This is a genomic window from Parabacteroides sp. KHUB-03 (assembly GCF_056640975.1).
The window spans coordinates 3,142,547-3,156,957 of sequence record NZ_CM153257.1 but is presented as its reverse complement, the minus strand read 5'-3'; the positions used below and the strand labels follow the sequence as shown (position 1 = coordinate 3,156,957).

At 39.6% G+C, this 14,411-nt stretch carries 17 protein-coding genes and 3 tRNA genes; 12 read left to right on the top strand and 8 right to left on the bottom strand.

Annotated features, from left to right (window positions below; genetic code table 11):
- Positions 1-299: 299 nt before the first annotated feature.
- From ACYIB7_RS13635 to ACYIB7_RS13620, 4 genes are all read right to left on the bottom strand, one after another.
- Positions 300-371, bottom strand: a tRNA-Glu gene (locus tag ACYIB7_RS13635).
- Positions 372-434: 63 nt separating this feature from the next.
- Positions 435-695 (bottom strand): 30S ribosomal protein S20, encoded by a 261-nt coding sequence (rpsT, locus tag ACYIB7_RS13630; RefSeq protein WP_099464445.1) that lies wholly within the window; start codon positions 693-695, stop codon positions 435-437.
- Between the two features lie 43 nt (positions 696-738).
- Positions 739-810: transfer RNA gene (locus ACYIB7_RS13625), tRNA-Glu, on the bottom strand.
- Positions 811-942: 132 nt separating this feature from the next.
- Positions 943-1,332: a DUF2721 domain-containing protein gene (locus ACYIB7_RS13620; RefSeq protein ID WP_099464444.1), complete on the bottom strand. Its 390-nt coding sequence runs from the start codon at positions 1,330-1,332 to the stop codon at positions 943-945.
- Positions 1,333-1,412: 80 nt separating this feature from the next.
- Between ACYIB7_RS13620 and recO the strand changes: the two genes are divergently transcribed.
- The 5 genes from recO to ACYIB7_RS13595 all read left to right on the top strand — a co-directional run bounded on the left by recO (position 1,413) and on the right by ACYIB7_RS13595 (position 5,828).
- Complete coding sequence (gene recO, locus ACYIB7_RS13615) at positions 1,413-2,138, top strand: DNA repair protein RecO (protein ID WP_480337444.1); 726 nt, start codon at positions 1,413-1,415, stop codon at positions 2,136-2,138.
- Between the two features lie 68 nt (positions 2,139-2,206).
- Positions 2,207-2,278: transfer RNA gene (locus ACYIB7_RS13610), tRNA-Arg, on the top strand.
- Positions 2,279-2,377: 99 nt separating this feature from the next.
- Positions 2,378-2,794 (top strand): ATP-binding protein, encoded by a 417-nt coding sequence (locus ACYIB7_RS13605; protein WP_103982741.1) that lies wholly within the window; start codon positions 2,378-2,380, stop codon positions 2,792-2,794.
- A gap of 3 nt (positions 2,795-2,797) precedes the next feature.
- Complete coding sequence (locus ACYIB7_RS13600) at positions 2,798-3,109, top strand: STAS domain-containing protein (protein ID WP_480337442.1); 312 nt, start codon at positions 2,798-2,800, stop codon at positions 3,107-3,109.
- Positions 3,110-3,380: 271 nt separating this feature from the next.
- Positions 3,381-5,828, top strand: coding sequence for an ABC transporter permease (locus ACYIB7_RS13595; RefSeq protein ID WP_480337440.1), 2,448 nt, complete (start codon positions 3,381-3,383; stop codon positions 5,826-5,828).
- Positions 5,829-5,897: 69 nt separating this feature from the next.
- Here the strand turns inward: ACYIB7_RS13595 and ACYIB7_RS13590 are convergent, their stop codons facing one another.
- Positions 5,898-6,824 (bottom strand): hypothetical protein, encoded by a 927-nt coding sequence (locus ACYIB7_RS13590; RefSeq protein WP_480337439.1) that lies wholly within the window; start codon positions 6,822-6,824, stop codon positions 5,898-5,900.
- A gap of 150 nt (positions 6,825-6,974) precedes the next feature.
- On the opposite strand from ACYIB7_RS13590, the gene ACYIB7_RS13585 reads away from it, so the two are divergent.
- The 6 genes from ACYIB7_RS13585 to nagB all read left to right on the top strand — a co-directional run bounded on the left by ACYIB7_RS13585 (position 6,975) and on the right by nagB (position 13,197).
- Entirely contained in the window at positions 6,975-8,129 is a 1,155-nt protein-coding gene (locus ACYIB7_RS13585; RefSeq protein WP_103982737.1) for a Gfo/Idh/MocA family protein, read from the top strand.
- Between the two features lie 32 nt (positions 8,130-8,161).
- Positions 8,162-9,157: a metallophosphoesterase family protein gene (locus ACYIB7_RS13580; RefSeq protein WP_099464438.1), complete on the top strand. Its 996-nt coding sequence runs from the start codon at positions 8,162-8,164 to the stop codon at positions 9,155-9,157.
- A gap of 201 nt (positions 9,158-9,358) precedes the next feature.
- Positions 9,359-10,255: a diaminopimelate dehydrogenase gene (locus tag ACYIB7_RS13575; protein ID WP_099464437.1), complete on the top strand. Its 897-nt coding sequence runs from the start codon at positions 9,359-9,361 to the stop codon at positions 10,253-10,255.
- A gap of 2 nt (positions 10,256-10,257) precedes the next feature.
- Positions 10,258-11,082: a prolipoprotein diacylglyceryl transferase gene (gene lgt / locus ACYIB7_RS13570; protein ID WP_480337436.1), complete on the top strand. Its 825-nt coding sequence runs from the start codon at positions 10,258-10,260 to the stop codon at positions 11,080-11,082.
- Between the two features lie 86 nt (positions 11,083-11,168).
- Positions 11,169-12,362, top strand: coding sequence for an FprA family A-type flavoprotein (locus tag ACYIB7_RS13565; protein WP_099464435.1), 1,194 nt, complete (start codon positions 11,169-11,171; stop codon positions 12,360-12,362).
- 22 nt (positions 12,363-12,384) lie between these two features.
- Positions 12,385-13,197, top strand: a complete 813-nt coding sequence (gene nagB, locus ACYIB7_RS13560; RefSeq protein WP_455628550.1) for a glucosamine-6-phosphate deaminase — start codon at positions 12,385-12,387, stop codon at positions 13,195-13,197.
- Positions 13,198-13,234: 37 nt separating this feature from the next.
- Here nagB and ACYIB7_RS13555 read toward each other — a convergent pair whose 3' ends face one another.
- The 3 genes from ACYIB7_RS13555 to ACYIB7_RS13545 form a co-directional block, all read right to left on the bottom strand.
- Entirely contained in the window at positions 13,235-13,396 is a 162-nt protein-coding gene (locus ACYIB7_RS13555; RefSeq protein ID WP_480337434.1) for a hypothetical protein, read from the bottom strand.
- Between the two features lie 8 nt (positions 13,397-13,404).
- Positions 13,405-13,659 carry a hypothetical protein gene (locus tag ACYIB7_RS13550; protein WP_480337432.1) on the bottom strand — a complete coding sequence of 85 codons (255 nt, stop codon included), beginning with the start codon at positions 13,657-13,659 and terminating at the stop codon, positions 13,405-13,407.
- A 93-nt stretch (positions 13,660-13,752) separates the two neighbouring features.
- A complete protein-coding gene (locus ACYIB7_RS13545) occupies positions 13,753-13,992 on the bottom strand; it encodes a hypothetical protein (protein ID WP_480337431.1) in 240 nt (79 codons plus the stop codon).
- 162 nt (positions 13,993-14,154) lie between these two features.
- Between ACYIB7_RS13545 and ACYIB7_RS13540 the strand changes: the two genes are divergently transcribed.
- Positions 14,155-14,397, top strand: coding sequence for an NVEALA domain-containing protein (locus ACYIB7_RS13540; RefSeq protein WP_480337430.1), 243 nt, complete (start codon positions 14,155-14,157; stop codon positions 14,395-14,397).
- The last annotated feature ends 14 nt before the right edge of the window (positions 14,398-14,411 follow it).

The following is a 14,411-nucleotide window of genomic DNA, read 5'->3' as shown; positions in this document are numbered from 1 at the left end:
CTGATTTTACCGTGAAGTAAGATATCTCCACTTCCGCTTCGGAATATCCGTTTGGTCTTGGTAACCAGTACTCATGTTTATATTTTATTTTGTACCGGTATACTTCATTGTCTTTGCCGGATGGAACAGGAGCATTTGATTACTTATGCCGAAGATGGCAAGCTGGGATTTGAGGAAATTCTCCTTGGTATGTGTCGCCGTTTTTTTAGGCAGTTCGGGATGAAAAAATAACGACAATAATTACAGTAACTATAAATACGTAAAGAGGACAAAATTTAAACTTTGTCCTCTTTATCGGGTAGCCCGTGGGGGAATCGAACCCCCCTTTCAAGAATGAAAATCTTGCGTCCTAACCGATAGACGAACGGGCCGTCAGGTTTAAAAAAGCCGGGCTTAATAGAGTCCGGCTTCACACTTTATATAAAGTATTTACCTTATGCTTGTGCAAGTTTGTTGACATGCTTAGCCAACTTTGACTTCAGATTACCTGCCTTATTCTTATGAATAATGTTTTTCTTGGCAAGTTTATCCAACATTGAGCATACCTTCGGGAACAGAGCCTGAGCTTCATTCTTGTCTTCGGTAGCACGCAAAACTCTCATTGCATTTCTTGCAGTTTTTGCATAGTATCTGTTATGCAAACGTTTTGCATTTGTTTGTCTGATTCTTTTGATTGATGACTTGTGATTTGCCATTTCTTAGATATCCTCTCTATTTATTCTTTAATCTTGTTTATTGTAGCCCGTGGGGGAATCGAACCCCCCTTTCAAGAATGAAAATCTTGCGTCCTAACCGATAGACGAACGGGCCAAACTGTCAAAGCTCTCACTTTTAGCACTCTGAGAATGTTGATTTCTCGATTGCGAGTGCAAAGATAGATCATCTCGTCAAACTACCAAAACATTTCAAAGGAAATTTTAATAGAAGTATTTGTTTTAACTTCTATTTAGAACCTAAATCCTCTAAATGTATTTCCAATGCTTTTACGGAAATATTTATTTCCCAGATGCATACGCATAATGACGCTGCTAATAACAGGAGTGCAACACCAAATATCCATGCTGCAATTATTTGCCATGAAATATAGATAAAGAACATAGCGATGACGCAAAAGAGTAAACTAAGAATACCCAGTATCTGCATGGAACGTGTAAGATAAAGCCTTTTCCTCAGATTAGCTATCTGGGCAAAATCCTTCGGATCGTGTGTCTGTTGATGCTTTTCTTTCAGGTTGCGTACTACACTTGCATACGACAGGAACCGGTTTGTGTACGCCAACAATATGAGCGATATGGCCGAAAACAATAATGATGGAGTGGTAAGATCTAACATAATCTGTTCTTTTTTATGTAACTGATGATACACATAATAGTTTGTTGTTTTGTATCTTTGCTCTACAAAGATATAAATTTATGCTGAGTAAAACACGGGGAATTGTTTTGCATTCTATTCCGTATAACGATAAGTATTCTATTATATATATGTATACGGAGGCTTTTGGACGGGCTTCTTATCTGGTTGCGCGTAACCGGGGAAAGAAAAGCACGGTTTCCAAAGCACTGTTTATGCCTTTGTCCGTCTTGGAAATGGAGGTGGAGCATCTTAATAAGCGGGATTTGCACCGGATTAAAGAAACAAAAATATGTTATCCGCTTACAGCGCTTTTCTGCAATCCCGTGAAAAATGTGCTGGCTCTTTTCTTATCGGAGGTTCTTTTCCGGGTAGTGAAAGATACGGAACCCGATGCCCGCCTGTTTGGATTTCTTTATGAATCCATTCAAATGTTGGAGTATTCGGAAGAAGGAGTTGCCAATTTTCATCTTGTTTTTTTGCTTCGCCTGTTATATTATTTAGGTATTTATCCGAATGCGGATTCCCATAATCAGGGATATTATTTCGATATGTTGAATGGGGTTTTTATAGATTCAATACCAATGCACCGTCATTATTTGAACAGGGAAGAGAGCCTGGTATTTGCCCGTTTGTTGAAAATCAGCTTTGAAAATATGTCCTTATTCACCTTCTCCCGTAAAGATCGTGTACGTATTATTGAGCGTATATTAGAATATTACCGGTTGCATTTGCCGGAGTTCCCGGAGATAAAATCTTTTTCGGTGTTGCAAAGTCTGTTTGATTAGGTAGTTTGCTCTTTGAATACTTGCCAGTTTGCGGAAAAGATTATACTTTTGCCGCACCAATAAGGAATGGTCTTGTAGTTCAATGGATAGAATAGAAGTTTCCTAAACTTTAGATCCGGGTTCGATTCCCGGCGAGACTACTACATCCGCTAGAAATCATAATTCCTTCCGAAAGAAATTTTATTTTCTCTCGGAAGGAATTATTTTTTTGATACCTTTAGCCCCAAACTCGGGAATATATGCAAAAGACATTGTGTATTGAAAATGATATTAAGGAATTAGACCGGATAAATGATTTTCTGGAGGTCGTGGATGAAGAGTTCCATCTGCCGTCTGCATTCCGGATGAAACTAAATCTGGTTCTGGAAGAAGCAGTATCCAATATTATTTTTTATGCATATAAACCGGGCGAAAAAGGTTGTTCTATAAATATTGTAGTGTCATATGACAAAGGCTGGCTGACCCTGATGTTAACAGATTCGGGTATTGCTTTTGATCCTACCAAACGCGAAAATCCCGATATTACTTTGTCTGCAGAAGAACGTCCTATTGGCGGATTAGGGATCTTTTTAATTAAGCAGATAATGGATGAGGTGAGTTATAGGAGAGAAAAGAAACAGAATGTTTTGATTATGAAGAAAAAAATAAAAGCATAATATATGAATGGTAATATGAAAGTAACAGTTACGGAAAGACCGGAAGTTGTAGTAATTGTTTCCGGTAGATTGGATACGAATAGCAGTGCTGATTTTGAAAAAACAATAGAACCTGTTCTTAACGGAACGGCTTTGAAAGTAAAAGTGGATTGTTCTGATCTTAAATATATAAGTAGTTCCGGATTGAGAGTGTTTCTTTTGTTACAGAAAAAAATTTCCCATCGAAACGGAGTATTGCGTTTATACGGTCTGAATGACGATATCAGAGAGGTGTTTGATGTTACTGGCTTTTCCGCTTTGTTTTTAATTGAATAATAAAAGATTATATAAGAAAAGGGGATGAATTTAAAATCGTCTCCTGGTGTAATCTGCAAAATCTTGCCCAAGTTTAGCGTAATCTTGGGCAAGTTTGTTTAATATCTAAAGTGTCTAATTTCTTTACACAACTATCAAATAATTAGACACCTTTGAATGTGATATGTGATATTAATGTGTTGATAATTAATAGTTTGTTTGTTTTGGCATACTTTTTGATTATTTATGAATAAAGTCATAGCTATTACAGGTAAAACTAAATTAATTAAATATGCAAAGTACATTCAGAAATTTGCTTTACGTTCTAACGCGTTATAAGTTGGCTACAGCCACTAACCTTTTGGGGTTGAGTTTTGCTTTTGTATTATTTATTCTGATTTGGATACATGTAAGTTATGAATATAATTTTGATGTATCTATACCCGATAGAGAGAGAATATTTCAACTAGAGAATATGCGTAATGATGGGATATGGGAAGCTAATTTCTCGCGCCCACAGCTTGAACGTTTTATTGCGGCTTCACCCGGTATAGAAGCAGCTGCTATTACAAATAATCTGGTTTACTCCTCTGTCCGTTTAGGTGTTTCTACCAGCAAAGAAGTTGATGGTAAGAGCTATATGGAACAAGTGGAACGAATAACTATCGGATATACAAAAGTTTTTGGTTTTGAGATGGTTGCCGGTAGTACGGATTGCCTGAACCATCCGGATGGGGTATTGATATCGGAAAGTATGGCCCGGAAATTTTTCGGTGAAGGTAATCCGGTTGGTAAACCTGTTTACTTTTCAGAATTTGAAAGTGCTGAAGGTACAGACATATATGGACTCCATTTTGAGCCGGCATATATAGTCGGCGGGGTTTATCGTGATTTTCCGGGAAATACCCGTTTGAAAAATGCGTTGTATATTCCAATCATGGAAAAAGAAATGATGCATGATTGGAATACCGGTTCATATTATTGTTACCTGTTGATGTCATCTCCTGAAGCAGTTCCTGCAACCATTGATCAATATATGACCAATAACAAGGAGTTTCTTAAAAATTTCGCGATTGAAGATATTCGTCTCAGACCTTTGACTGAACTTTATTTTGGCCAGCAGGTACGCGCAGATGCGGCTCCTGTCGGCAATAAGTTAAGGACGAATATGTTATTTTTTGTAGCCGTCCTGATTATTGGTATTGCGATGGTTAATTATATAAACCTTTCTATTGCATTGGCTCCGATACGCACTAAGTCGATTACTATTCAAAAAGTATTGGGTAGTTCGGATGCTACGCTTCGGAGATATCTTGTTCTGGAATCTTTAATAATTACCGTACTGGCATTTTTTATAGCTCTGTTTTTTGTTTTTCTTTTAAGTGATGTTCAATGGATTGCAGATATGTTGGGGCATCGGTTAGATTTATTCTCCAACTGGAGGATTTTAGCGATGACGTCATTAATTGTGATAGGATGTGGTATGTGTGCCGGAATATATCCCGCTTTTTATATCACCTCCTTCCCTCCGGTGATGGCTCTGAATAAAACTTTCGCACTTAGTGATAGAGCGAAGAATACTCGGAAATTGCTGATCGGATTTCAGTTTGTTATTTCAATCACATTGGTTGTCGGTTCGTTGTTCGTCTTTTTGCAAAACAAATATATAGGAAATGTTGATTTGGGATTTAATAAGGACCATATCATGGAAGTAAGATTAAGTATGGGAGCGGCATTGAATAAAAGTGAACTGTTCAAAGCCCGCCTTTTGGAAAGCCCGGATATCAGAGATGTGGCCTTTAGTGAGTTTAAATTTGTTTCGGACGAGTCCCGTTCCTTTATAGGATATAGCTATGAGGGGCAACATTCTTATATGAGTTGGTTTGGTGTTTCTTCTCGCTTCCCTGAATTAATGGATATTAAAATGATTGCCGGCCGATATTTCCGTCCGTCGGATGAAGCTCCGGGTAATAGTCAACCTGTCTGTATCTTAAGTGAAACTGCGGCAAAGGATATAGCTTCCCGTTTTACTTCCGGAAGAATAAATGATCTCTCGGATATAGTAGGTACAAACATTTCTGATAATAACATACCGGTGCAGATCGTAGGTATTTTTGAAGATGTTCACTATGAATCTTTGTATAGGCAATTGCGTCCGCTGGGGCTTTGGGTATCGGCTAAGAATCATTATCGCCATACGGTACCGGAAAGATATTCGTATGTGAAAATTGCCGGAGGAGATCCGCGGGCGGCGATCGAACATATCCACAAAGTGACAGAAGAGTTAATGCCTGGATATCCGGTCGATATTCATTTTTTTGATTCGGTATTGGATAAGCTTTACCATAAAAGTCAAAAACAAGGAGCATTGGTTACCATCCTATGTCTTCTGGCGGTGTTTTTATCTTTGGTCGGAGTATTCGGGTTGGTTATTTTTGAATTACAAGGCCGGGAAAAAGAAATTGCTGTACGTAAGATATTTGGATCTACAGTTCGACAGATTCTTTGGATGTTAAACTCTTCTTTTCTTCGGGCTACACTCGTTTGTTTCGTTATTTCAATTCCTGTTGCTTATTATGGGGTAAATATATGGTTGCAAAGTTTTGCCTATAAGACACCTATTTATTTATGGGTATTTATCGCAGCATTATTAATAATCGCTTTGCTTACATCATTAACGGTTACATTCCAGAGTTATCGTGCTGCAACAGCAAATCCGGCTTCTAAACTGGGGCATTAATCGAATGCAAACCTACCCAGGGATGCGTTAAAAATCGCAGGCTTGGGTAGGGTTTTATTGACTTTTTGTTTATTCTAAAGGAATATCATTGTCCGGTTGATCCCATGCTCCATTATTTATAACGCTTAAACTGAATGTTTCGTCCGGACTCTTCGGTGAGTAAAGTTTTCCTTTATATCGAATGATTTTATTGATTACAGGAGTGATGTTGCCGACTTCCCTTTTATGCTGCGATTCATCATTGCCTGTCGCAATTAAGGTTGCGGATATTGTTTGGTCGCCGGAAGGTATGAATGTATAGAAGCTATGTGTAAAATTATTTGTACCTTTTTCTTCATCCGTAAACAGGTGAGGGAAAGTATATGTATTTGTTTGTGTAGCACCTTCTCCTGTGAAAATATTAATCTGGTTAAAATAAGGTTTGACTTCGATGTCGAAACTTTTTAGTGTTGCAGGAACCATTTCTTCCGATACAAATTCTATCCGGCTGACAACACGCTTTAACTCTATGCTCTTATTGATATCGTTAGTTCCTACAGATATTATTTCGCAAACATGAAATGCATCTGAAACTTGATCTGATTTAAACATGTTCCCGGAAAGTTCAACAACTTCGGAAGAGTGGGCGAGAAATGCTATTTTATAATTTCCTGCAGGAAGAGAATCATAAATAATGGTAAAGTCGTCATCTGCCGAAGTGAACTGTTTATGCCGGATAAATTTTTCAGGATTTTCGGAATTGTCATATACGATATATTCGATTTTGTTGAAAAGATTGTCGCCTGCTTCCGAAGATTTATTTGTTTTAATTGGATCAGGAATTGACAAGTCCGGAATGCTTCGTACGGATGGAAATGATACGATTTCTTCTTTTAGCTGGAGTGAAAACCGGATTGGATATTGTTTTTCACCTGTCTTAATGGCATCGGAATCCAAAGCTTGGCAACCAGCCAGATAAAAAATACCGGCCAAAGCCAGTAACGTTCTCTTTTTCATAGTTTGGAATGATTAATATAAATATGCTTACAAAAGAAGCATTTATTTCTGTATTTAAAAAATATTAAGCCGGAAAATTAGAGTGGTCTTTTGTTTTTATCTAGTTTTGCTTACCTCGTGAAATTAATCGTAGTGTAAAGTGTTAATACCATGAATCGCAAACTTAGGATGGGAATGATAGGTGGGGGCGAAGGCTCTTTTATTGGAGCTGTTCATCGCATGGCGGCTAACCTGGACGGACAGATAGAATTGGTCTGCGGATGTTTTAGTTCCGATCCCGAAAACTCCAGACGTACAGGTATTTCTTTGTTCTTGCCAGAAAATCGTATTTACAATACATATAAAGAGATGATAGAAAAGGAAGCCTCTCTTCCTGTAGGTGAACGTATGGATTTTATATCGGTTGTTACGCCTAATCATCTTCATTTTGACCCGGCAATGTTGGCATTGGAACATGGTTTCCATGTGGTGTTGGATAAACCGGTGACTTTTACTTTGGAAGAAGCTAAATCGTTGCAACAAAAGGTTAAAGATACAGGCCTGTTGTTTGCCCTGACCCATACTTATACCGGCTATCCGATGGTTAAAGAAGCCCGGTTGCGGGTACGGCGGGGCGATTTAGGTAAAATTCGCCGTATTTATGTCTCTTACATACAGGGGTGGCTTTATGATGATTGTGCCGGAAGCAATAAGCAGGCCTCTTGGCGTGTAGATCCGAAGCGTTCCGGAAAAGCCGGTTGTATGGGTGATATCGGTACGCATGCTTTTAACCTGGCGGAATATATAACCGGATTGAAAGCAATTGAAATATGTGCGGAATTGAATACGTTTGTGCCTGGCCGCCGTCTTGATGATGACGGTGCCGCCTTTATTCATTATGAAGGCGGAGCTGCCGGCGTGTTAACAGCCACCCAGATTGCGGCAGGAGTAGAAAACGATTTGACAATACGGATATATGGTGAAAAAGGCGGTTTGGAATGGCGTCAGGAAGAACCGAATACTATGATTCTTCGTTATCCCGGTCGTCCGGCAGAGATGGTCCGTACATCAAACTTGTATATGTCGGCTATTGCCGCTCATAATTCACGGGTTCCAGGCGGGCATCCCGAAGGTTATTTGGAAGCTTTTGCCAATATATACCGGAATTTTTCTTTGGCATTGCGATCTTTACAAAAAGGAGAAGTCCCAAAGTTGGAATATTCGGATTTCCCTTCAGTGGAGGAAGGCGTACGCGGCATGCAATTTATTGAGACAATGGTTGCTGCAGGTTCGAGTGGGGAGAAATGGGTGAAAATGATAGAGTAACATATTACAAACTTATATAAAATACGTAGGAAATGGATTTAAAGAAAATTGTTGCATTAGGCTTATTGTGCCTGGGCGTTTGTTCTCTGGGATATGCCCAGAAGCCGGAACTGAAATTCAACAAAGATAAAACGTTTAAAATCGTACAATTTACTGATTTACACGTTGTGTGGCAGGATCAACGTTCCGACATTGCGTTTGAACGTATGAACCAAGTGCTGGATGTCGAAAAACCGGATCTGGTAGTTTTTACCGGTGATATAATTTACAGCAAACCTGCTGACCAGAATTTGCGGAATGTGCTGAAGACCGTGTCCGACCGTAAAATACCTTTTGCTATTACTTTTGGTAATCATGATCATGAACAGGGGATGACGAACGATCAATTGTTTGCTGCTGTTGCGGATATGCCTTATAATATCACTGTAGATGAGGTCCCCGAAATATCCGGCACAGGAAATTGTGCTTTGCCGGTTAAATCTTCGGATGGAAATAAAACGGCTGCAGTTCTGTATTGTTTTGACTCTAATGCTTATAGTGGTCTGGAAGGTGTAGATGGATATGATTATATCAAATTTGATCAGATAAACTGGTATCTGAACCGCAGTGCGGGTTTTACAAAAAACAATGGAGGTGAGGTTCTTCCTGCTTTGGCGTTCTTCCATATAGCATTGCCCGAATATGCCCAGGCTGCTTCGGACATGGCTTCTTGTATGTATGGCATTCGCAAGGAAGTAGTTTGCTGTTCTCCGTTGAACTCAGGTCTTTTTACGGCTATGAAACAAAGTAAGGATGTCATGGGGGTATTTGTAGGCCATGATCATGATGATGATTATGCTGTTTACTGGAAAGGGATTTTGTTGGCTTACGGACGTTTCACAGGAGGTAATACAGAATACAACCATGTGCCGAATGGTGCCCGTGTTATTGAAATGAAAGAAGGCGAACGTTCCTTCCGTTCATGGATTCGTACTAAAGCAGGAGTAGAGCAGGAGACAACTTTCCCAAATGACTTTGTAAGAAAATAAGCGGATATATATTTAACCTTTTTTGAAAAGATCCCGATCATTTTTTCAAATCATCCCGATGGTTTTGTAAAATGATCGGGATCTTTTTTTTAATGGTTGGATTGTTGCCTCTTCCCTTTTTAAACAAAAACAACATCTTGCCTTACTTTTAGTGCTTAATAATGATTAACTTTGCAGCTGATTGAAAAGTAAAAACAAAGTATGAAGAAGATTAGAGCCGCCATTGTTGGATATGGCAACATAGGAAAGTATGTATTAGAGGCCCTGGAAGCTGCTTCCGATTTTGAAGTGGCAGGTGTTGTACGTCGTAACCCCGAAGATATACCTGACGAATTGAAGGCTTATGCCGTTGTAGATAGCATTACGAAGTTAGATAAGGTGGATGTAGCCGTATTAGCTACTCCTACACGTAAGGTGGAAGAGTTTGCCAAAGAAATTTTGTCGCTTGGAATTAATACGGTGGATAGCTATGATATTCATGGTGGGATTGCAGACCTGCGCCGTTCATTGGATGCAGTGGCAAAGGCACATAATACGGTAGCTGTCATTTCAGCCGGCTGGGATCCGGGAAGTGATTCTGTGGTTCGTGCGCTGTTGGAAGCTATGGTTCCGAAAGGAATTACTTACACCAATTTCGGCCCTGGTATGAGTATGGGACATACGGTGGCTGTAAAAGCAATTGATGGCGTAAAAGCTGCTTTGAGTATGACTATACCTTTGGGCACCGGTGTTCATCGTCGTATGGTATATATAGAGGTAAAAGACGGTTATGATTTCAAGCAGGTAGCTGCCGCCATTAAATCAGACGAATATTTTGCCCATGACGAAACACATGTTATGCAGGTAGAGTCTGTAGACAATTTACTGGATATGGGGCACGGAGTCAATCTGGTTCGTAAAGGTGTTTCCGGAAAGACACAGAACCAGTTGATCGAATTTGATATGAAAATTAATAATCCTGCACTGACAGCACAAATCCTTGTGTCTGTAGCTCGTGCAAGCTTCAAACAGAAGCCGGGTGCTTATACCATGATAGAATTGCCGGTAATTGATATGTTATACGGCGAAAGAGAAGACTTAATAAAAAGACTCGTTTAATTATGCTGGATTTTATTACCTGGACGGCTGATCCCGCCATTTTTTCTATTGGATCCCGTGAAATACGCTGGTACGGACTTGCGTTTGCTATTGGTTTCTGGATAGGTTATACGATTGTGAACCGGATGTGGAAGGATGAAAAGTTGCCTCCTGCATGGATCGATTCGTTGCTTATTTATACTGTATTGGGAACAGTGATCGGTGCCCGTTTAGGACATTGTTTATTTTATGCTCCGGGTTATTATCTGGCCAATCCGATTGAAATATTAAAAGTCTGGGAAGGCGGTCTGGCAAGTCATGGCGGTACGTTGGGTATAGTTATTGCTATCTATTTTTATTCAAAACGTGTGACACATAAAAGCATGTTGTGGACGTTCGATAAATTGGTTGTTCCCACCGGTTTGGTTGCTGCTATGATACGTCTGGGAAACCTGATGAACCACGAGGTTTACGGACATCCTACGGATGCGTTGTGGGGATTCCGTTTTATAGAAAACCTGCATGCATGGAGAATGGGAGCCGAGCCGGTCTTCAGTGTCCCGAGCCATCCTACACAACTATATGAAGCTATTTGTTATTTACTTACTTTTGGCATTTGTATGTGGTTGTACTTTAAGAAAGAGGCTTGGAAGAAAGAAGGGCTTATCTTTGGTGTTTTCATGATATGTGTGTTTGGTTCACGTTTTTTTATAGAATTCCTGAAAAATAACCAGGAAGATTTTGAAGCCGATATGATTCTGAATATGGGGCAATTGCTCAGCATTCCATTTGTATTGGCCGGTTGCTACTTCGTATGGAGGGCGCTTACTAAGAATAAACAAAACTAACTGACAATTGATAATTCACAATCGACAGCAAAATACCGCTTGTCGTATCTGTCACTTGTCAACTGTAATTTGTCAACTGATAAAAGATGTATAAGTTAAAAGAAATAGCTGATAAAGTTTATTATGTTGGAGTAAATGACCGTCAGAAGGCTCTCTTTGAGAATATGTGGCCTTTACCGTACGGTGTTTCTTATAACTCCTATCTGATAGTGGACGAAAAGACTGTATTGATTGATACGGTAGATGTATGTTATTCCGACATTTTTCTGAAAAAAATAGCTGATGCTTTAAACGGACGCGAACTGGACTACCTGATTGTAGATCACATGGAACCCGATCATGCCGGAAGTATCCGCCTGTTACGTCAGCAATATCCGAATGTAAAGATCATAGGAAACAGTAAAACTTTTGGTATGCTTGACGGTTACCATGGCATCAATGAAGGATTACACGAAGTAAAAGAGGGCGATACGTTGAGTCTGGGACACCATAAGCTGACATTCTATATGGCTCCGATGGTACACTGGCCTGAAGTGATGGTTACTTATGATGCTACGGACAAGATTCTGTTTTCTGCCGACGCATTCGGTACATATGGCACTTTGGATGGTGGCGTAATTGATTCTGAAATGAATGTAGAGCACTACTGGGACGAGATGATCCGCTATTATTCTAATATTGTGGGTAAATATGGTAGTCCGGTACAAAAAGCTTTACAGAAGCTCTCGGCTTTGGAAATTAAAACTATTTGCTCGACTCATGGTCCGGTATGGCGTGAACACATTGCGAAAGCAATCGATATTTACGACCGTATGAGCCGTTATGAAGGAGAAGAAGGTGTAGTTATTGTTTATGGCAGCATGTATGGTAATACTGAACAGATGGCTGAGGCAATAGCATCTTCGCTGGCGGCTAATGGAATTCGTAATATAGTAATGCACAATGTTAGCAAGAGTCCGGCTTCATATATTTTGAAAGATATCTTTAAGTATAAAGGAGTCATTATAGGAAGTCCTACTTACTGTAACCAGTTGTTTCCTGAGGTGGAATCGATCTTGAGTAAGATAGAAGCGCGTGAGGTAAAGAACCGTTATTATGCTTATTTCGGCTCATTTACCTGGGCGGGTGCAGCGGTGAAGAAACTGACTGCATTTGGTGAAAAAATGAAATGGGAGACAGTAGCTGCTCCGGTTGAGCAGAAACAGGCTTTGAGTGCCGATAAATACAACGGCTGCATTGCTTTAGGCGAAGCAATGGCATCTAAACTGAAAACTATTTAATAACCGATTTAAATACATCGTTATGAGACTGATTATCGAACCTAATTACGAGCAACTCTCAAAGTGGGCTGCTAATTATGTTGCTGCAAAGATTAAGAAAGCAAATCCTACAGCTGAAAAACCATTTGTACTTGGCCTGCCTACCGGATCTTCTCCGCTGGGTATGTATAAGAACCTGATCGAATTGAACAAACAAGGTGTTATTTCATTTCAGAATGTAATCACTTTCAATATGGATGAATATGTAGGTTTGCCTAAAGACCACCCTGAAAGCTATCATTCTTTTATGTGGAATAACTTCTTCAGCCATATTGACATCAAACCTGAAAATGTAAATATTCTGAATGGTAATGCAGCCGATCTGGAAGCCGAATGTGAAGCTTATGAAGCCAAGATGAAAGCTGTTGGCGGTATAGATTTATTCTTGGGCGGTATCGGACCGGACGGACATATCGCATTTAACGAACCGGGTTCTTCCCTGGCTTCACGTACACGTGTCAAATCGTTGACAACCGATACGATTATTGCCAATTCCCGTTTCTTCGACAACGACGTGAATAAGGTTCCGAAGACTTCTGTAACAGTAGGCGTAGGCACAGTGCTGGATGCAAAGGAAGTGCTTATCATGGTAAACGGGCACAACAAAGCCCGCGCTTTGCAGCAAGCTGTTGAAGGCTCTGTAAACCAGATGTGGACAATCACAGCCTTACAATTACATCCTAAAGGCATTATTGTAGCCGACGAAGCTGCTTGTGCCGAAATAAAAGTAGGTACTTATAACTATTTCAAAGACATTGAAAAAGACAACCTTTGTCCTTGCTCTTTATTGAAATAATTAGTTGTTAATAAATTAGTTGGATATGGAAGGATGCTCATTTACGGGCATCCTTTTTTGTTTTATTTTTAATTTGTAGCCGATAGCCTTTCTCCCTACTGTTTTCTATCTTTAGGTCAGGTATGAACCTCAGGTCTTCTCGCAAGCGTTTAACAGTTTGAATGAGGGCGTTTTTGGTAGACATCTCATCCTTCCACACCCCGGCTCTTAGCGTATCGATACAAAAATAGTGTCCGGGGTCATGCTGCAAAAGAGTAAAACAACATCATCCAGTTTTAAGGCGGAAGCATAGAAAGAAGAATCGGTCGTGCTGCAATGTTTAATCCCATCCCCCTCATACATAACGGCCGTTTGTGCCGGAATTCCGTTTTGACGTAATGATTCGGAGAAGATGCTGTCGAGAGATAATACATTAACCGGATTCTTTTCGAACAAATACATTTGTTCGAAAAGATATTCCATATCATTATTTGTAAGCAACTCCGTGCTGCTTTCCCTCTCAGTCAGGGCTACGGAATCTTCCGTTTGTGTGATAATATGCAACGGGTGCTTTTCTCAGATATCTGCAGATAAACTTTGTGGAGTACTCTCCAAAGGAGCAATTATCTTTGGGAAAGGAACATCTTTTTCTCTCCTGTCTTTATCAAGAAGTATGGATTTGTTGAATAGCCGTTCGGCCTCTTTCAGAATAGAGCTTTTGTCGGTATCGTAGTTTTTACCGATGATCAATATCCCTGCAATGATTGTACAGATCATAAGGGCAAGGAAGGCATTTCTTTTATGGGTTGGTTTCATTTAAACAAAAATTGAAAAATAACAAAGATAACAAAATTTATTTAAAGACAGTCCAATATTTGATGACAAATAATGTAATTAATTTGTCATCGATTTGTCATCGACAAAATGAGCGGTTGTTTGATTATATTCTATTGTTTTACAAATAATAATAACAGAATTATGAAAACAACGACATTAAAGGGGAAATTAATTGTGATAAACGTGGTAAGCCTCATTTCAGCTTCCGCCTTTTTAGTAGACAAAGAGCACGTTGTTAAGGATATTTATCTGAATAGCAATGTGGAAGCATTGGCGGCTGGTGAAGGAGGAGGTGCTGCCTATTGCTATGGAACAGGCTCGCTTGATTGTTGTGGAAACAAAGTAAGCCATATATGGTATAGGGGATTAGAACTAGACGAGTAGATTTAAAACGGATA